We start from the raw sequence: 15,321 nt of genomic DNA, 5'->3' as shown, positions 1-15,321 counted from the left end.
CAGTTCGTAGGTGTAAATGCCGATGGACGGCATGCCCATGCCGTGCCCCTGTACCGAAACGGGCTTGCCTTTATACAGTCCCGTAAAGCCCAACATGCCCCGGATTTCATTATAACATTTTATATCTTCCAAGTAGGTTTCGGCAACGAATTTTGCCCGCAGGGGATCCCCGGCCATTAAGACGGTCTTGGCGATCTCTCCTGGTTTAGCCGCGTTGTGCGGTGTGGTCATGGTCATCTCCTCCTGAAAACTCGATTTACAGACTATACTTTGACAAATGGGCCGTTCTTCCTTCACCGGTGGGGGTGCCTGTCAGGCCCCGGTGCATATGCTGTACCAACAGCAAACTGCACAAGGAGGAAAAGAGATGTCCCTCAAGCATACGGTGCAGGCCGGTGAAACCCTGTGGAGCATCAGCCTTTTGTACGGGGTGACCCTAGAAGAGCTCCGGGCGGCCAACGGGCTTGCCGGCGATGTGATCTATCCCGGCCAAGAGCTGAGCATACCCACAACGGGGGAAAACGGGGAGGCAGAGCCCGAGCCTGTTGTTCCCACCGCCACTTTGCCTTCCCTGGAAGGGGGATTTCCCCTGCCCGAGGGCAGCTATACCCAGCAGGATCTGGCGGATATCGCGCTTTTGGCCCGGCTGGTCTATGCAGAAGCCCGGGGTGAACCCTTTGAGGGGCAGGTAGCGGTGGCCGCGGTGCTGCTGAACCGGGTGCGGCACCCCGAGTTTCCCAACAGCGTGGCGGGGGCAGTGTACCAACCCGGCCAGTTTGAGCCGGTGGCCAACGGCTCCATCAACCAAATCCCCAACAATTTGGCCTATCTTGCGGTGCTGGAAGCGTGGGGGGGAGCGGATCCCACCAATGGAGCCCTCTTTTTTTGGAATCCCCGCAAAGTGCCCGCTTCCAGCTGGGTCTGGACCAGGCAGGTGAAGCTGCAGATCGGCAACCACGTTTTTGCTTAGGAAAAGAGGTCAAGATCACAGGATCTTGACCTCCCCTCGTGGGTAAGGACCACCCACTTGGCTTACCGCGCCTGCTTGGTTTGCTTTAAACCAAGAAATTACTTGCTTCCTTGGATGATCACCGCAGAATTGCCATGGCCAATCTGGGTGACCAGAGCGGTGAAGCTGGAGCCGCTCTGTTCGATCCTGGCTGTATTGGCATCGCCAAGCTGGTAGGTGCCCGCCCAGTTGCTGGTGCCTACTTGATGAATAACCGCGTTGTTGCGGTTGCCCACCTGATAGGCACCCGCCCAGTTTCCCCAGCCATTCTGCCACTGCTGAACATAGTTTCCTTCACCGTATTGGTAGACATAGGCCCGATTGTTCTCGCCTTGCTGAATCTGCTCGGAACTATTGTCATTACCTTCCTGGTAGACGAACGCTAGGTTCGCAAAGGGCTCTATTTCATCTTCGGGGACCTGGAAAAAGGTGGTGAACCAGGTCTCCAAATCCATAGGTGTCATGGGCTGGAGCTCCTGGGCCTGTGCTTGTGCACTGCCGAGCAGCCCCGCCACCAACAACACCAATACAAACAACGCCATTTTTTGCCTCATTCGTTTTCCTCCTTGGCAACCCGGCTATCTAATTACTTAGACCCGTGGCTTTGTGTCCCCACCTCACGATGGGTTTACCTTTATCTGAGGGAAAGAAGAATCTTCATTCTACTGTCTCTCAAATGTGTTTGCGGATCGTTCTTGGACTCTGGAGCACGGTAAGCCTGGCTAGACCCTTACCACTCCGAGAGCAGTGTTGGGTGCGGCTGCGGAATGCCGCGGGATTTGCTAGTTGGTAAGTACTTTAGACTGCACTAGTTTGAAGACAGCTTCTTCTAATAATGTCCTCACAACTAAGTTTATCACTTGCTGTTTTCCTTGACCAGTCTCAAATTCCACAATATTCTTCCCGAGGAAGGAGAAGAGCTGGACACCGACCTTCTCACCAATCACTTCTCCCCGCAGGCTTTCTGCCCAGACTACCTCGCCGCTGGTCAGGTCCGTCACCCGCAGATCAAGGGCCACTGTGGCCCGGGCATACTCTTTGGTACCCCCTTTGCCGGCTATGATCAGCCCTATGCCGCCTGTTTCCTTGCTCACTTGGTATTCGGTAATGGACCCGCTGATCATATACCTGGCTCCGGTGAGCTGGCCGGGAACCGGTCCTTCCCCCGGCTTAATCCTGTTGCTGGTGACCAGGTTCTGCTCGTTAATCAGGTCGGCAAAGCGGGCCCGGTCCAAAACGGCAAACTGGCGCGACCTCTGCAGGGCGGTGATGAGCATTTCTGTGGTTCCCTGGGAGACCACTGTGGATGCGGCCCCACCATCGGCCTTAAGTTGTCCGGTGGTGTCCGTAATGGCGTAGATGGCCACGGGAATCTTCTCTTTAGGCTCAGGAAGCGCCGCGAGAAGCTGGCTTGCCGTGGTCACATTCGCCTCCGATAGAAGTATGGACTCGGGAGCCTGCAGAACCTGCTCCATAGCCTGGGCCACTTCGATCTCGGTGGGTGGGGGGGTGGTTTTGGCTCCGGACATGCCTCCAAACAACAACGCCAAAGTCATGATCCCGATCATGATAAATTCCATGTTATCCCTCCTTTACACTTGGGCTCCGTGCGTTAGAAGCTTGGAGGAGCCGGCTGACTGCCAGTATCGATGGAGATCTCGGTCCAGCTGCCGTTGGCGTAGTGGTAGATCTTCATGGATTGGCTCACATCGTCCCACTCATAGTAGATCCAGCCATCGTCAACCGGGATGAACCCGTAGAATTCTCCCCCGTCCGGCTCGTAATAGACAATGTCACGGATGGCTTTACTCATGACCATGCGGTCCAGGCTTTCCTTAAAGCGATCCAGTCCGCTCTGCTCTTCCGTTACCCTGCTCAACTCCTCCTGCGCCTGGGCCACGTTCAGGGCCACTTGGCGCGCATTGGGGTTGTTGAGCAGCTGGAATCCCCAAGTCATGGTGTAGGTGGCCAGTGCTTGCGTGCTTACGCCCAGCAAGAGCACTGCCACAAGGCCCAAAAGAACAAGTCGTTTCACTGTTTTCAACCTCCTCTAGAAGAGAAACTGTACGCCGGCGGCCAGGTGCAGGCCCCGGCCGGCGATTCCGCCGGGAAGATTAACGTATCTGGCCTCTGCAAAGAAGTTTTTAGCGAACTCAAACCCTGCGAAGACCTGGTAACGAAAGCCATCGGCATAACCTGCCCCAGCACCTATGTATACGGGCACGGCCAGGTCAGGCAAGGGTACAACCTTGATGGAAGCAAATCCAGCTAGGCCGTTTTCCCCTTTCAGATAGATGATTTCCGTAACCAAGCTCGCATAGCGCTGCTGGCCCAGGGCGGTTTCGACGCGGGCTCCCACGTTAACCTCACTGCTTGTACCCAAGGTGGTGACCACCATACCCACTTTCATGTGGGGCGGTCTGCGTTCTTCATCTAAAAGCCTTTGGGAAGCGAGGAAGAGATCGATCCTGTCCTGCTCGATTCCTTGGCTGCCCAGCCCGTTGGCGAGTACTGGGACGCTGCCCAAGGCCAATACTAGGAGCAGTACAGCTGCTGAGACACTCCTTATTTTCATAGGGACTCTCCTTTCTACTAGCTTTGGGCAGCGCTGAACACATTACCGCTGCCGTCCTGCAGCACAGAAGTGCGGTTTCCGCTGCCGGTTTGACTGATGGTGCTGCTGTTGTCATTACCGAACTGCATGCTGCGGAGCATCTGCTGGGCTCCGAGCTGCAGGGCGGAAGCCCAGTTATTGACGCCGGCCTGGACTATGAGGGCCGCATTTCTGCCGGCACCGAGGGGAAACTGTTCCTGCACCACAAAGACCTCGTTGTTGTTGTCAATCTGATAAATGGAAGTGGTGTTGTCATCTCCCACCTGCAGCACGTTCAGCCTGTTGAACAGCCCACCCTGGTAGGTGAAGGCATCGTTGTCCGATACCCCGCCGCTAGAGGTTCCGGCCGAAGAGTGCATCTGGCTGATTGATCCCTCGTTTCCAGCACCGCCCTGCACTGCCAGGACCAGATCCCTTTGACCCAGCTGCCAGATCTCCATGGTGTTCTCGTTGCCGATCTGGGAGAGACCGGCGATGTGCTCTGCACCGAACTGCTCCATGGAAGCTTCGTTTCTGTCGCCGAGCTGCAGGATGATCACTTCACTGAGTACTTCTTGATACACATACACAAAGTTCTCCAGTCCGACCTGGGTTACTGTACCGATTCCTTGCGCGAAGCCAAGCAGGGAAGTGGTGAGCAGAACCGCTGCTGTAAAGACAAAGACCAGCATACCCGGGACTTTCCTCACGATAATCTCCTTCCCACTTTGAGACTTCAGATTAATAACCAAAGCGGACGGCGCTGATTGTGGCGTTGTCGCCAATGTGCATCAGTTCCAGCACCGAGTTGTACCCGAACTGGATGTGATGGACGTTGTTGGCTGTGCCGAAGACCGCGACCCGTGAGACATGGGCTGTGCCCAGCTGGATTTGGGTCACGGAGTTGCTGCTGCCTGTGATCCAGGCAGCGGCTGCATTGTCGCTGCCGATCTGGTTTTGGATCAGGACATTGTTGCTGCCGGACTGCCAGGCGAAAAGCAGGTTGCCGTCGCCCAACTGAGTCTGGAGCACCGAGTTACTGCTGCCCGCCAGCCCTGCCCAGGCACGGTTAGTTGAACCTATCTGGGCCTGCAGTGTCCAGTTGCTCTCACCGCTTTGATAGGTGTAGGCTTCGTTGTCGCTGCCCAGCTGGTAGATCTGGGCCCAGCTTAAGCTGGCCTGCTGGTGGATGGTCCCTTGATTGAAATCGCCCGTTTGGTAGATGTAGGCTTCCGAGCCCTCTTGAGCAAAGACCAGGCTGGGAGTTGCGCCCACGATGCTGAGCATCACCAATAAAGCTGCGAACCAAGTTTTCACCATGCTGCTTGTGCTGCCCATGGATAAGCCTCCTTCAATCAGCCCTTGCTGAGGGTAGGGGGAAAGGCGAAGAAGAAGCCTTCTTCGCCTTTATTACTCTCAACCGCTGGGCCTACTGGTTAATAGTGGCCAGGTTGTTGTTGCCAGTTTGGGTAATAATGGCCATGGCGCTCTGGCTGGTCTGGACGATGTGGCCCTCGTTCTCATTGCCTGTCTGGGTGGTGAGGGCGTAACTGGGTACCGGGCTCAGGCTCCAGGCGTTGCTCTGGGTCTGGGTGGCCACATTGTCGCGGCCGGTCTGGTAGATGTAACCTTCCAGGCCGCTGCCGGAGGTTTGGGTCTGCAAGGCGTAGTTGCCGCGGCCGTCCTGCTCAATCACGGCCCAGGCAAGGCCTTCGCCAGTGAAGTTATCTTGGGTCTGGTAGGCTTCATTGTAATTACCGAACTGCTCAACGGACGCATGGGCGTCGCCCCTGAGCTGGATGACTTCAGCCAGGTTGCCATCTCCATCCTGGACCACCCAAGCTTCCATGAAACCATCGGAATCCACGTGATCGCCTTGAGTAACGGTGGCGGTGTTCCCATCGCCGTCCTGGTAGATGCTGATCTCATCATAACTATCATACTGATAGGCAAAGGCGGAGTTCATGAAGCCTCTCTGTTCCACTGCGGTCCAGTTGCCTTCTACCCGCTGCAGAACCAGGGAGTAGTTGGCAATGCCACTCTGGAGGATGGAAGCTTCGTGGAGATCACCAACCTGATCAATCTCGGCTTCGTTGAACCCACGGCCGATCAGGCCAGGGCTGGACTGGGTGATCACGGCCCTGCTGCCATCGCCGACCTGGGAGATGGTGGCAGTGTTAAAGCCGCTGAAGAGGATGCCGGTGTCAAACTGCAGTACGTAGGCGGCGTTGTCGGCGCCTTCCTGATAAATGTCAGCATCGTTGTAGCCCCTGAACAGTAAGCCGAATCCTACCTGGGTTATCTCCGCTAGGTTGCCGGTGCCCCGCTGCTGGATTTCGGCCTCATCGTTGCGGCCGCTCTGTTCAACGTAGGCTGCGTTGGCATCGCCCACCTGGCCTACAGCGGCGGATTCCCCATCGCCGGACTGTTCGACCAGGGCGAAGTTGCCCTCACCGCTCTGGACGATGCCCGAGCTGTGGTCTTCGCCATCCTGCACCACGCTAAGTACGTTCCCTTCGCCGAGCTGGATGCTGCGGGCGGAAGAATCGTCGGCGTCTTGGGTGACAAACGCCTCATTGAGGTCACCAGACTGGACCACAATCGCTTCGCTGCCTTCTCCGTCCTGCTCAATTAGGGCGAAGTTTTCATCGCCGGTCTGCAGAACCTCCGAGTAAAGCAGGGAACCATCTTGAGTGATGTGCGCCTCGTTGAAGTCGCCGGTCTGCACAGCCTCGGCTTCATTGTCCGCTGCGAAGGCAAAGGAGCTCAATCCCAAGACTAATACCAGAGTCAACACTAATAGTTTTTTCACAGAAAAACCCTCCTCTTTGGTTTTGGAAATCCTGTTGGTTTGGATGTCCTCCTTTGGCCGGTTTCACCCTAGCTCGCTGCCGCCCCATTGGTGACCAGTTAAAGGGTGGCAGGTCCTCGCTTCCAAAGAGGTTGTAATTGAAGACCCACTCCGTCAGCCGTCATATGGATGAAACCTTGTTCCCCCGGGCCCTCACCTCCTTAAAACGCTGTTGCCTAGGTCGCGGGTACTGTTTGACTCTAATTCTAAGGGCGGCGCTTAAAAATGCCTCGAACTGGGCTCAAAAAACACTCAAAAAAACACCCTTGGGAGACTTTTTGCTCCCAAGGGTGTTGGACACCGCTTGCCGGGCTTGTATTTACTTACTGTCTAAAGCGGACCACTCCCTCTGCATGGATTCCAGATCCTCACTGCTCAAAGTCAGGAACGTAAAGGGCGGCTCGGCACCAAACTTGTGCTCCATGGCCTGCCTGGCTTTAACGGACACGATCTGCGCCCCTAGGGCTCCGGTGGCGGGCAGGAAAATTACGATCATGGTGGGGGCGTAGCGGCAGATCATATCGGAATGCCTGAGCAGGCTCTGGAGCAGGACAAAAGCCTGGAGAAACTGCTGTTCTGAGGCCCCGTTATTGCCGATTACCAGAACCGAAAAGTGTTCTCCGGTGCGCATCAGCCTCCTTTGCTCCGTTTCAAAGAAGGACTGGAGCACGGAGCGGGAACACACGTAAGCGCCATCGGAACCTTGAGCAGGTGAGCTGGCCTCTGTCAGGCGCTCCTTCATGTTGGCGATCAGATCGCTCATCGCGGGACTGGGCTCCAGGCCGAACTCATCCTTGAGCATCTGCACGTACCGCTTGTAAAGGTTCATGGCCTTAACAAACCGTTGGTCGAGGATGAGGGCCTTGAGCGCGGTTTGATAGAGCTCTTCCCGGAAGGGATCCTTTTTCAAGGCGGCGCGGCTGAGGTTGGCCGCTGCCTGGTAATCGCCCCGCTGGTTGATGAGCAGTTCGGCGCATCTGACCACCACTTGAAAATAGAGCTCCCGGTACTCCTCCCGGTGGGGGATGGTCCATTCTTCGTAAAGATCATCGCAGAGGAAGTCATCCCTGTAGAGCGCCAAGGCTGCCTCACAGTGGAACAGGGCCATTTCCATATTGCTGTGCTCAAGTTCCCGCGCTTTGCGCACGTGAAACTCAAACGGATCAATGTCCACACAGCCCCTCTCCAACTCCAGCCAGTAGGAACCGTGGGAATAGCGCAGGGGAGACTCAGCGTTGGAACCATCTTTGGAAAGCAGGATCCGCCGCACAAACCACACTGCGGTATGTAAGTTTCTCTGAATATCCACATTGACCTGATCAGGCCACAAAAGCTCGATGAGGACATCGCTGGACACCCGCTGCCCGTGCCTGCTGGCCAAGTATTTCAGCAGGGTTAGGGCTTTCTTTGACTTCCACACATCCGCTTCTACCTGCCGGCCGTCGATTCGCAGTGAGAAGGGCCCTAAAAGACCGATTTCAGCACGACACACGCCATTAGTGTTCATAGCCATCAACCCTTTACCCATTGGATTTGCGAATTCACTCCGCTCCGGCGCACTAATGCAGTTAATTCTCCAAGCCCAGCGAAAATCCTTGGTAAGTTACTAAGCATTTGTGTAAAAAAGCGGCAGCCCTCGAGGACTGCTGCTTTGATCCGTTATGGCTTTAGCTTTGCTCGGCCAGGCGCTTGTAGAGCTGGTACCGGCGGCGCACATCGTCTTCCGCCTGCTGGAAGAGCTCCTGGGCCCTGTCCGGGAACTGGCGGGCCAGACGGGCATAGCGCACTTGACTCTGGAGGTATGCCCGGAACTTGTCGTAATCGGGCTCCTTGGAATCAAGCTGGAACGGGTTCTGGCCTTCCGCTTCCCTGCGTGGGTCGTAGCGGTAGAGGTTCCAGTAGCCGCATTCCACAGCCCGCTTGCTCTCTTCCACGCTCTGGCTCATATCGATACCGTGGTTGATACACGGAGCGTAGGCGATGATCAGGGACGGACCGTTGTAGCTCTCCGCCTCGATCATGGCCTTGAGCAGCTGATTGCGGTTGGCGCCCATGGCCACCGTGGCCACGTACACATAGCCGTAGGACATGGCCATCAGGCCCAGATCCTTCTTGCGGGTGGGCTTGCCGCCGGTGGCGAACTTGGCCACGGCCCCGGTGGGCGTGGACTTGGAGGCCTGACCGCCGGTGTTGGAGTAGACCTCGGTGTCCAAAACCAGCACGTTCACATCTTCGCCGGAGGCCAGAACATGGTCCAGGCCGCCGAAGCCGATGTCGTAGGCCCAGCCGTCGCCGCCGATGATCCAGACGGACTTCTTCACCAGAATATCGCTGTTAGCTTCGATAGCTTCCAGCACTTCTTTCAAATCGCCGGAGGCTGCTGCGATGGCCGCGGGGAGGAGCTCCCTGATCCGGGCCGCCGTCTCTTTGGTGATCTCGGGATCGTTGATGTTGTCCATCCAAAGCCGGAAGGCTTCCTTCAACTCAGCCGGGATGTCCTGCTCCAGCAGCCCTTCCATCAGCTCAGCCAGCTGGCTTCTGCGGGCGCCCAGGGCCAGGTTCATGCCGTAGCCGAACTCCGCATTGTCTTCGAAGAGGGAGTTGGCCCAGCTCGGTCCATGCCCGTCCTCGTTAAAGGTGTACGGGCAGGTGGGGGCGCTGCCGCCGTAGATGGAGGAGCAGCCCGTGGCGTTGGCGATGACCATCCTGTCGCCGAAGAGCTGGGTGGCCAGCTTGATGTAGGCGGTCTCGCCGCAGCCGGCACAGGCTCCGGAGAACTCGAAGAGCGGCTGCCTGAACTGGCTGCCCTTCACGTTGTTGGCCGGGATATGGGCACCGCGGTTAGGCAGGCCCATGGCGAAGGTCCAGTTCTCATGCTGCACTTCGGCGTGTTCGGCCAGAGGCTCCATGACCAGGGCCTTTTCCTTGGCCGGGCAGACCTGGGCGCAGTTGCCGCAGCCCGTGCAGTCCAGAGGAGAGATCTGGATGCGGTAGTGCAGTCCCTGGAGATCCTTGCCCACGGCCTTGAGGGTGATAAAGGACTCCGGTGCCTTTTCCAGATCTTCATCTGTGGCCAGGAACGGCCGGATCACCGCATGGGGGCAGACGAAGGAGCACTGGTTGCACTGGATGCAGTTTTCAGGAATCCACTTGGGCACGTCGATGGCAATACCCCGCTTTTCGTAGGCGGTGGTGCCGGTGGGCATGATGCCGTCGGCCGTAAAGGCGCTGACCGGCAGCTCGTTGCCCTTGAGGGACTGGACGGGCCGGACCACCTTTTCCACAAACTCGGGTACGGATTCCGCGGCCGCCGCTGCTTCGTCCTGGGCCTCTGCCCAGCTGGCGGGGTAGTCGATCTTGACCAGATGCTCAACAGCCTTGTCCACGGCCGCGTAGTTCATCTGCACGACCTTTTCGCCCTTGTCGCCGTAGGTGTTGTAGATAGCTTCCTTGATGTACCTGATGGCATCTTCGGGCGGGATTACGTTGGCAATCTGGAAGAACGCGGTCTGCAAGATGGTGTTGATCCTGCCGCCTAAGCCGATTTCCTGGGCGATCTTCACAGCATCGATGTTGTAGAAGCGCAGCTTCTTCTGGGCAATGGTGCGCCGCAGGGAGGCAGGCAGTTCCTTTTCCATCTCTTCCACGGTCCAGGGAGAGTTGAGCAGGAAAACGCCGCCTTCTTTGATGCCGTCCAGGAGATCGTAGATCTTCACATAGGAGGGCTTGTGGCAGGCAATAAAGTCAGCCTGGCGGACCAGATAGGGAGCCTTAATCGGGCTCTTGCCGAAGCGCAGGTGGGAAATGGTCAGGCCGCCGGATTTCTTGGAGTCGTACTCGTAGTAACCCTGCGCGTACATGTCCGTATGGTCACCGATGATCTTGATGCTGTTCTGGTTGGCGCCAACGGTACCGTCGGAACCAAAGCCGTAGAACTTGCAGCTGATCAGATCCTGGGGAGCGATGTTCAGCTCTTCCCTGATGGGCAGGGAGGTGTAGGTCACATCATCGGTGATGCCCACGGTGAAGTGGTTCTTGGGCTCGTTGAGGGCCAGGTTGTCGAAGACAGCCTTGACCATGGAGGGCGTGAACTCCTTGGAGCTCAGGCCGTAGCGCCCGCCCACAACCTCAATGTCGGTGCGTCCAGCCTCGGTGAGCGCGCCCACAACATCCAAGTAGAGAGGCTCGCCCAGGGCACCGGGCTCTTTGGTGCGGTCGAGGACTGCGATGCGCTTGACCGACTCGGGGATAACCTGAATAAAGTGTTCAGTGGAGAAAGGCCTGTAGAGGCGGACCTTAACCAGACCCAGCTTGGCGCCGCGCGCGTTGAGATACTTCACCGTCTCTTCGATGGTCTCGGTGCTGGAACCCATGGAGACGACGATGTGCTCAGCATCTTCGGGACCTACATAATCGAAGGGTTTGTAATGGCGGCCGGTGAGCTCGCCCACCTGGTTCATGGCCTCAATAACGTGCTTGGGGACAGCCAAATAGTAGGGGTTGGCAGCTTCCCGGTTCTGGAAGAAGATGTCCGGATTTTGGGCGGTTCCCCGCAGCTCAGGGTGCTCAGAGTTGATGCCCCGGGCCCGGAAAGCAGCCACGGCTTCCATATCCACCAGCTTGGCCATCTCTTCGTAATCGATGACGTCGATCTTCTGGTACTCGTGGGAAGTTCTGAAACCGTCGAAGAAGTGGAGGAAGGGAACGCTGCTCTTGATGGCGGCGAGATGCGCCACCAGAGCCAGGTCCATCACTTCCTGGACAGAACCGGAGGACAGCATGGCAAAACCGGTCTGCCTGGCGGCCATCACGTCAGAATGGTCGCCAAAGATGGACAGGGCATGGGTAGCCACCGTACGGGCGGAAACGTGGAATACTCCGGGCAGAAGTTCCCCAGCGATCTTGTACATGTTGGGGATCATGAGCAGAAGCCCTTGGGAAGCGGTGAAGGTGGAGGTCAGTGCTCCTCCCACCAGTGAACCGTGGACAGCTCCCGCTGCTCCTGCTTCAGACTGCATCTCCACGACACGTACAGGCTGTCCGAAGATGTTCTTTTTGCCATGGGCGGCCCATTCGTCACAGAATTCGCCCATGTCCGATGATGGAGTAATGGGATAAATCGCGGCTACGTCACTGAAGGCGTAGGCCACGTGGGCAGCTGCGAAGTTCCCATTGACGGTCATCTTGCGCATAAGCTTATAATTCCCCCTCATAAATATGATAATAAAGCCTGCGGCACCAAGTGCTCACCCTTGGCCACCGTGGGGCGTGGAAAGGTCATGTGATGGCGGTCACAAGGTCAGGCGTTTTTCCTCCCATTCAGTTCTCCATTGGTCCTGGGATTCCTTCACAAATTATATACTTAATGTAAGGAGCAGTCAAATCAGGCAGGGGGAAAGCCTGCGTCTGAATTCAGTCACATTGCCCACAACTTTACGATTGTCGTAAGGAGGGTGCAGAGAGCCAGGCCGAATACGGTGGGGAGCAGGGCGGAAAGGAGGGTCCAGCGCAGGCTCCCCACTTCCTTTTTGATGGTGAGCAGGGTGGTGGCGCAGGGCCAGTGGAAGATGGCAAAGAGCAGGAAATTCAGGGCGGTGAGCCATGTCCAGCCGTTGGCGGTCAAAATGCTCTGGATGGCCCCGAGATCCTGCACCTCTAAAAGGGCCTGCGCGGAGAGGTAACCCATGAAGATGATGGGGACAACTATCTCATTGGCCGGCAGGCCAAGAATAAAGCCCAGGAGGATCATGCCGTCCAGACCCATGGCCCGGCCCAGAGGGTTCAGCCAGCCGGCCAGCCTGGCCAGGAGCGTGCTCCCGCCCGCGCTCACATTGGCCAGAACCCAGGTGAGCAGGCCGCAGGGGGCTGCCACCACCACAGCCCGCCAGAGCACAGCTAAGGTGCGATCGAGAAAGGATCGGACCAGGACCGTACCTACCCGGGGACGGCGGTAGGGGGGCAGCTCCAAGATGAAAAAGGAGGGCTCCCCCCGGAGCACGGTGGCGGTGAGAAGCTTGGAGGCCGCGAAGGTGGCCAGGACACCCAGCGCCATGGCGGCGAGCACAATCGCGGCTGCCCCTAGACCCCCCGCCGGCCCGGGCAGCACGGCGGAGGCGGTTATGGTGCCCATGAGGATCAGCATGGGGAGGCGCCCGTTGCACGGCACGAAGTTGTTGGTCAAAATGGCCACCAGACGCTCGCGAGGTGAATCGATGATGCGGGCGGCAACAATGCCAGCCGCGTTGCAGCCAAAGCCCATGGCCATGGTCAGGGCCTGCTTGCCGTGGGCACCGGATCTTTGAAAGAAGCGGTCCAGGTTGAAGGCGATGCGGGGCAAAAGGCCGAAATCCTCCAGGAGCGTGAACAGGGGAAAAAAGATGGCCATGGGCGGCAGCATCACGGAGATGACCCAGGCCAGGCCCCGGTACATGCCCAACACCAGGGGATCGTGCAGCCAAGCCGGCACGCCCAGGGTCTGCAGCAGCCGGCCCAGGGCACTCTCTCCCTGAAACAGGATCCCCGCCAGGAGCTGCGAAGGATAGCCGGCACCCACGATGGTGAGCCAAAACACCCCGGCCAACAGGGCCAGCATGAGGAAGAGCCCCCAAGTGGGCGAGATGATCAGGCGGTCCAAACGGGCGGTGAGATCAGCTCCAGGCCGGGTTTGCCCCCGCACCACCAGGGAGGCGATTTCCTCCGCCCGGCGGTAGAGCAGGGTCGCGGGCTCCCCGGCAGTCTGGGGCACCGGGGTCGGCCGGGGCCGCAGCTGTCCCAGGGCCACCCGGATAGCCGCATCTTTCAAGGCTTCCAGGCCTTCACCGGTGGTGGCGGTGGTGGGGATCACGGGAATCCCCAGCTCCTCTTCGAGCTTAGGCAGATCCAGCTGCAGCCTGCGCCTTCTGGCTTCATCCATGAGGTTCACACAGAGCACCACCCGCGCTGTGAGCTGCACAACCTGCAGTACCAGGTGGAGATTCCGTTCCAAGCAGGTGGCATCGGCCACCACCACGACCGCATCGGGTTGGCCCGAAAGGATGAAATCCCTGGCCACTTCCTCTTCTGGGGAGGAAGCGGTGAGGGAATAAGTACCGGGCAGGTCCAGCACCCGGCAGGTGCAGCCCTGATGGCGAAAGCTTCCTTCTTTCAAGAGCACGGTCTTACCGGGCCAGTTGCCCGTGTGCTGCTTGAGGCCGGTCAGGGCGTTGAAGATGGTGCTTTTACCCGTATTGGGATTGCCGGCCAGGGCAATGAGGCAGTCGAAGTTCATAGCAACTCCCCCTGCGGGCTGACCAGCACCTGCTCCGCAGTGCTCCGGCGCAGGGCAAGAACGGCTCCCCGTACATAGTAGGCGGCCAGGGTGCCGCCGCGATCCACAAACTGCAGTTGGACCGGGGTGCCCGGTACCAGACCCAAATCCAGCAGCCTCTGCCTGAGGATTCCCTGGGCCCGGAGGCTGTGCACAGTTCCCCAACGGCCGGGGGCTAGATCGGCTAAAGTCACGGCACCACTTCCCCTCCACGATTCACTCTACTAGAGTATGAACCGGCGGTGCTTTGGTGCCAGCGCCAAGCCAAGGGGAAACAGGGATTTGACTTGGAAACGAGAATTGATAGGGCATAATGACCGGTAAGGAGCAGAGGTTCATGGATCTAGCAGCAATCAAAGAACTTGCCTGGCAGAGCATGGGCGAGCGGATTACCCATCCCCAGCGGGAGAAGGGCTTTATCTACTACCACGGCCAGCGGGTGGCTGCCATTGCCCTGCAGCTCAGGGAGCTCATCTGCCCAGGAGATGAGAGCTATGATCAGGTGATCTTGGTGGGGGGCTGGTTCCACGATGTGGGCAAAGGCCTGGAGCCCCATTGGGAGTACGGCGCGCTCATTGCCCGGGAGATGCTGAAGGAGCACTGCTCCCCCCGGGAGCTGGAGCAGATTGTGGAAATCGTACAGGGCCACACCCTCCGCAAGCAGCGGGACTACCCCCACTATGTGCAGCTGGTGCAGGATGCCGATATTCTGGATCACTACGGCAGCCTGGAGATCTGGCTGAACTTCCAGTACTGTGCGCTTTCCGGCTGGGGTATGGAGCGCTCCTGGGAGTTTTACGCCGAGAAGTACGGTGAGCAGATAACCAAGGTACGCGCCCTTTTGAACTTCCCGCAATCAGTGGAGTTTTTCGATGAAAAGGATCGGTTTGTGCGCCAATTTGTGGAGCGCTTCCGGCGGGAAGGCAGAGGAGAGCTGATTTTGGAACACAAAAAGGCCAAGGATTGAAATCCTTGGCCCTTTGAGAGGGAGGATATAGCGTCGTTGCCGCAAGTTAGCGGGAATTGGCGCTCTGAGGATCGATGGTGATTTGCACTGTATCAGTAAGGACGTCGGCATAGGTATAAGAACGGCGGCGGACTGCATTGGATTGGTCGAGATGAACTACAAACAGTTTGGGATAGGTTTCTGCCAAGACTCCCTCAGACTCTAAGTAGCGGCGGCGTCCCTGGTTGGCCCGGATGAAGATCTTCTTACCCAGATTTGACTCCAGGTAACTGCGGATCTCTTCGATGGTGGTAGGCTTTTGCACACCCATGTTCTCAACCCCTTCCAGGAAGTTTTCCGCCCGGTGCTAAGTGACAAGCATCACAGCAGCAAGCGGTCAAAAAAAGCGCATGAACGACCGCTGGTCGTCACACGCTTGGAGTACTCCTACGAGGTTAGCTGACGGGTTAGGGCACCCAAGTTGCCCTTCCTAAGAACCAGGATTCACCCCAGAAATTGGGTCCCCCGCTGTCATTGAAAAATGATATTCGGAGATATCAGCGTTCCGTATGTAATTGTAGTTACAAAACGGCGCATTTATAATATAGCACAATAC

The 15,321-nt window shown here is 57.7% G+C and carries 15 protein-coding genes and 2 riboswitches; of the genes, 2 read left to right on the top strand and 13 right to left on the bottom strand.

Annotated elements, in window-relative coordinates; all coding sequences use genetic code 11:
* The coding region (locus tag ACE4YL_RS06790) for a phosphorylase family protein (protein ID WP_461364104.1) at window positions 1-231 on the bottom strand (231 nt) is incomplete at its 3' end.
* Between the two features lie 136 nt (window positions 232-367).
* On the opposite strand from ACE4YL_RS06790, the gene ACE4YL_RS06785 reads away from it, so the two are divergent.
* Entirely contained in the window at window positions 368-970 is a 603-nt protein-coding gene (locus tag ACE4YL_RS06785; protein ID WP_461364103.1) for a cell wall hydrolase, read from the top strand.
* A gap of 98 nt (window positions 971-1,068) precedes the next feature.
* Here ACE4YL_RS06785 and ACE4YL_RS06780 read toward each other — a convergent pair whose 3' ends face one another.
* The 11 genes from ACE4YL_RS06780 to ACE4YL_RS06730 form a co-directional block, all read right to left on the bottom strand.
* A complete protein-coding gene (locus ACE4YL_RS06780; protein ID WP_461364102.1) occupies window positions 1,069-1,563 on the bottom strand; it encodes a hypothetical protein in 495 nt (164 codons plus the stop codon).
* An 11-nt stretch (window positions 1,564-1,574) separates the two neighbouring features.
* Window positions 1,575-1,652: riboswitch (cyclic di-GMP riboswitch) on the bottom strand.
* A gap of 139 nt (window positions 1,653-1,791) precedes the next feature.
* The gene (locus tag ACE4YL_RS06775; protein ID WP_461364101.1) at window positions 1,792-2,589 is read right to left on the bottom strand and encodes a CsgG/HfaB family protein; all 798 of its coding nucleotides are present in this window, start codon (window positions 2,587-2,589) and stop codon (window positions 1,792-1,794) included.
* Between the two features lie 32 nt (window positions 2,590-2,621).
* Window positions 2,622-3,044 (bottom strand): hypothetical protein, encoded by a 423-nt coding sequence (locus tag ACE4YL_RS06770; RefSeq protein WP_461365056.1) that lies wholly within the window; start codon window positions 3,042-3,044, stop codon window positions 2,622-2,624.
* 15 nt (window positions 3,045-3,059) lie between these two features.
* A complete protein-coding gene (locus ACE4YL_RS06765) occupies window positions 3,060-3,584 on the bottom strand; it encodes a hypothetical protein (RefSeq protein ID WP_461364099.1) in 525 nt (174 codons plus the stop codon).
* A 17-nt stretch (window positions 3,585-3,601) separates the two neighbouring features.
* Complete coding sequence (locus tag ACE4YL_RS06760; protein ID WP_461364098.1) at window positions 3,602-4,312, bottom strand: hypothetical protein; 711 nt, start codon at window positions 4,310-4,312, stop codon at window positions 3,602-3,604.
* A 31-nt stretch (window positions 4,313-4,343) separates the two neighbouring features.
* Entirely contained in the window at window positions 4,344-4,940 is a 597-nt protein-coding gene (locus ACE4YL_RS06755; protein ID WP_461364097.1) for a hypothetical protein, read from the bottom strand.
* A 91-nt stretch (window positions 4,941-5,031) separates the two neighbouring features.
* Complete coding sequence (locus tag ACE4YL_RS06750; RefSeq protein WP_461368706.1) at window positions 5,032-6,414, bottom strand: hypothetical protein; 1,383 nt, start codon at window positions 6,412-6,414, stop codon at window positions 5,032-5,034.
* 358 nt (window positions 6,415-6,772) lie between these two features.
* Complete coding sequence (locus tag ACE4YL_RS06745; RefSeq protein WP_461365042.1) at window positions 6,773-7,873, bottom strand: BTAD domain-containing putative transcriptional regulator; 1,101 nt, start codon at window positions 7,871-7,873, stop codon at window positions 6,773-6,775.
* A 247-nt stretch (window positions 7,874-8,120) separates the two neighbouring features.
* On the bottom strand, window positions 8,121-11,645 hold the full coding sequence (gene nifJ, locus ACE4YL_RS06740) for a pyruvate:ferredoxin (flavodoxin) oxidoreductase (protein WP_461369414.1): 3,525 nt from the start codon (window positions 11,643-11,645) through the stop codon (window positions 8,121-8,123).
* A 224-nt stretch (window positions 11,646-11,869) separates the two neighbouring features.
* Window positions 11,870-13,720, bottom strand: coding sequence for a ferrous iron transporter B (feoB, locus tag ACE4YL_RS06735; RefSeq protein ID WP_461360237.1), 1,851 nt, complete (start codon window positions 13,718-13,720; stop codon window positions 11,870-11,872).
* The gene (locus ACE4YL_RS06730; protein ID WP_461358270.1) at window positions 13,717-13,953 is read right to left on the bottom strand and encodes a FeoA family protein; all 237 of its coding nucleotides are present in this window, start codon (window positions 13,951-13,953) and stop codon (window positions 13,717-13,719) included. The genes feoB and ACE4YL_RS06730 overlap by 4 nt, the downstream gene beginning before the upstream one ends.
* Window positions 13,954-14,096: 143 nt before the next feature.
* Here ACE4YL_RS06730 and ACE4YL_RS06725 point away from each other — a divergent pair, with 143 nt between their 5' ends.
* On the top strand, window positions 14,097-14,726 hold the full coding sequence (locus ACE4YL_RS06725; RefSeq protein ID WP_461358271.1) for an HD domain-containing protein: 630 nt from the start codon (window positions 14,097-14,099) through the stop codon (window positions 14,724-14,726).
* A gap of 46 nt (window positions 14,727-14,772) precedes the next feature.
* On the opposite strand, the gene ACE4YL_RS06720 is transcribed toward ACE4YL_RS06725, so the two are convergent.
* Window positions 14,773-15,036, bottom strand: coding sequence for a Veg family protein (locus ACE4YL_RS06720; RefSeq protein ID WP_461358272.1), 264 nt, complete (start codon window positions 15,034-15,036; stop codon window positions 14,773-14,775).
* Between the two features lie 97 nt (window positions 15,037-15,133).
* Window positions 15,134-15,269, bottom strand: a riboswitch (cyclic di-AMP (ydaO/yuaA leader).
* Window positions 15,270-15,321: the final 52 nt, after the last annotated feature.

The sequence above is a fragment of the Candidatus Darwinibacter acetoxidans genome (genome assembly GCF_041936445.1).
Lineage (GTDB): Bacteria > Bacillota > Limnochordia > Darwinibacteriales > Darwinibacteriaceae > DTU010.
This window is presented reverse-complemented; position numbering and strand designations above follow the sequence as displayed.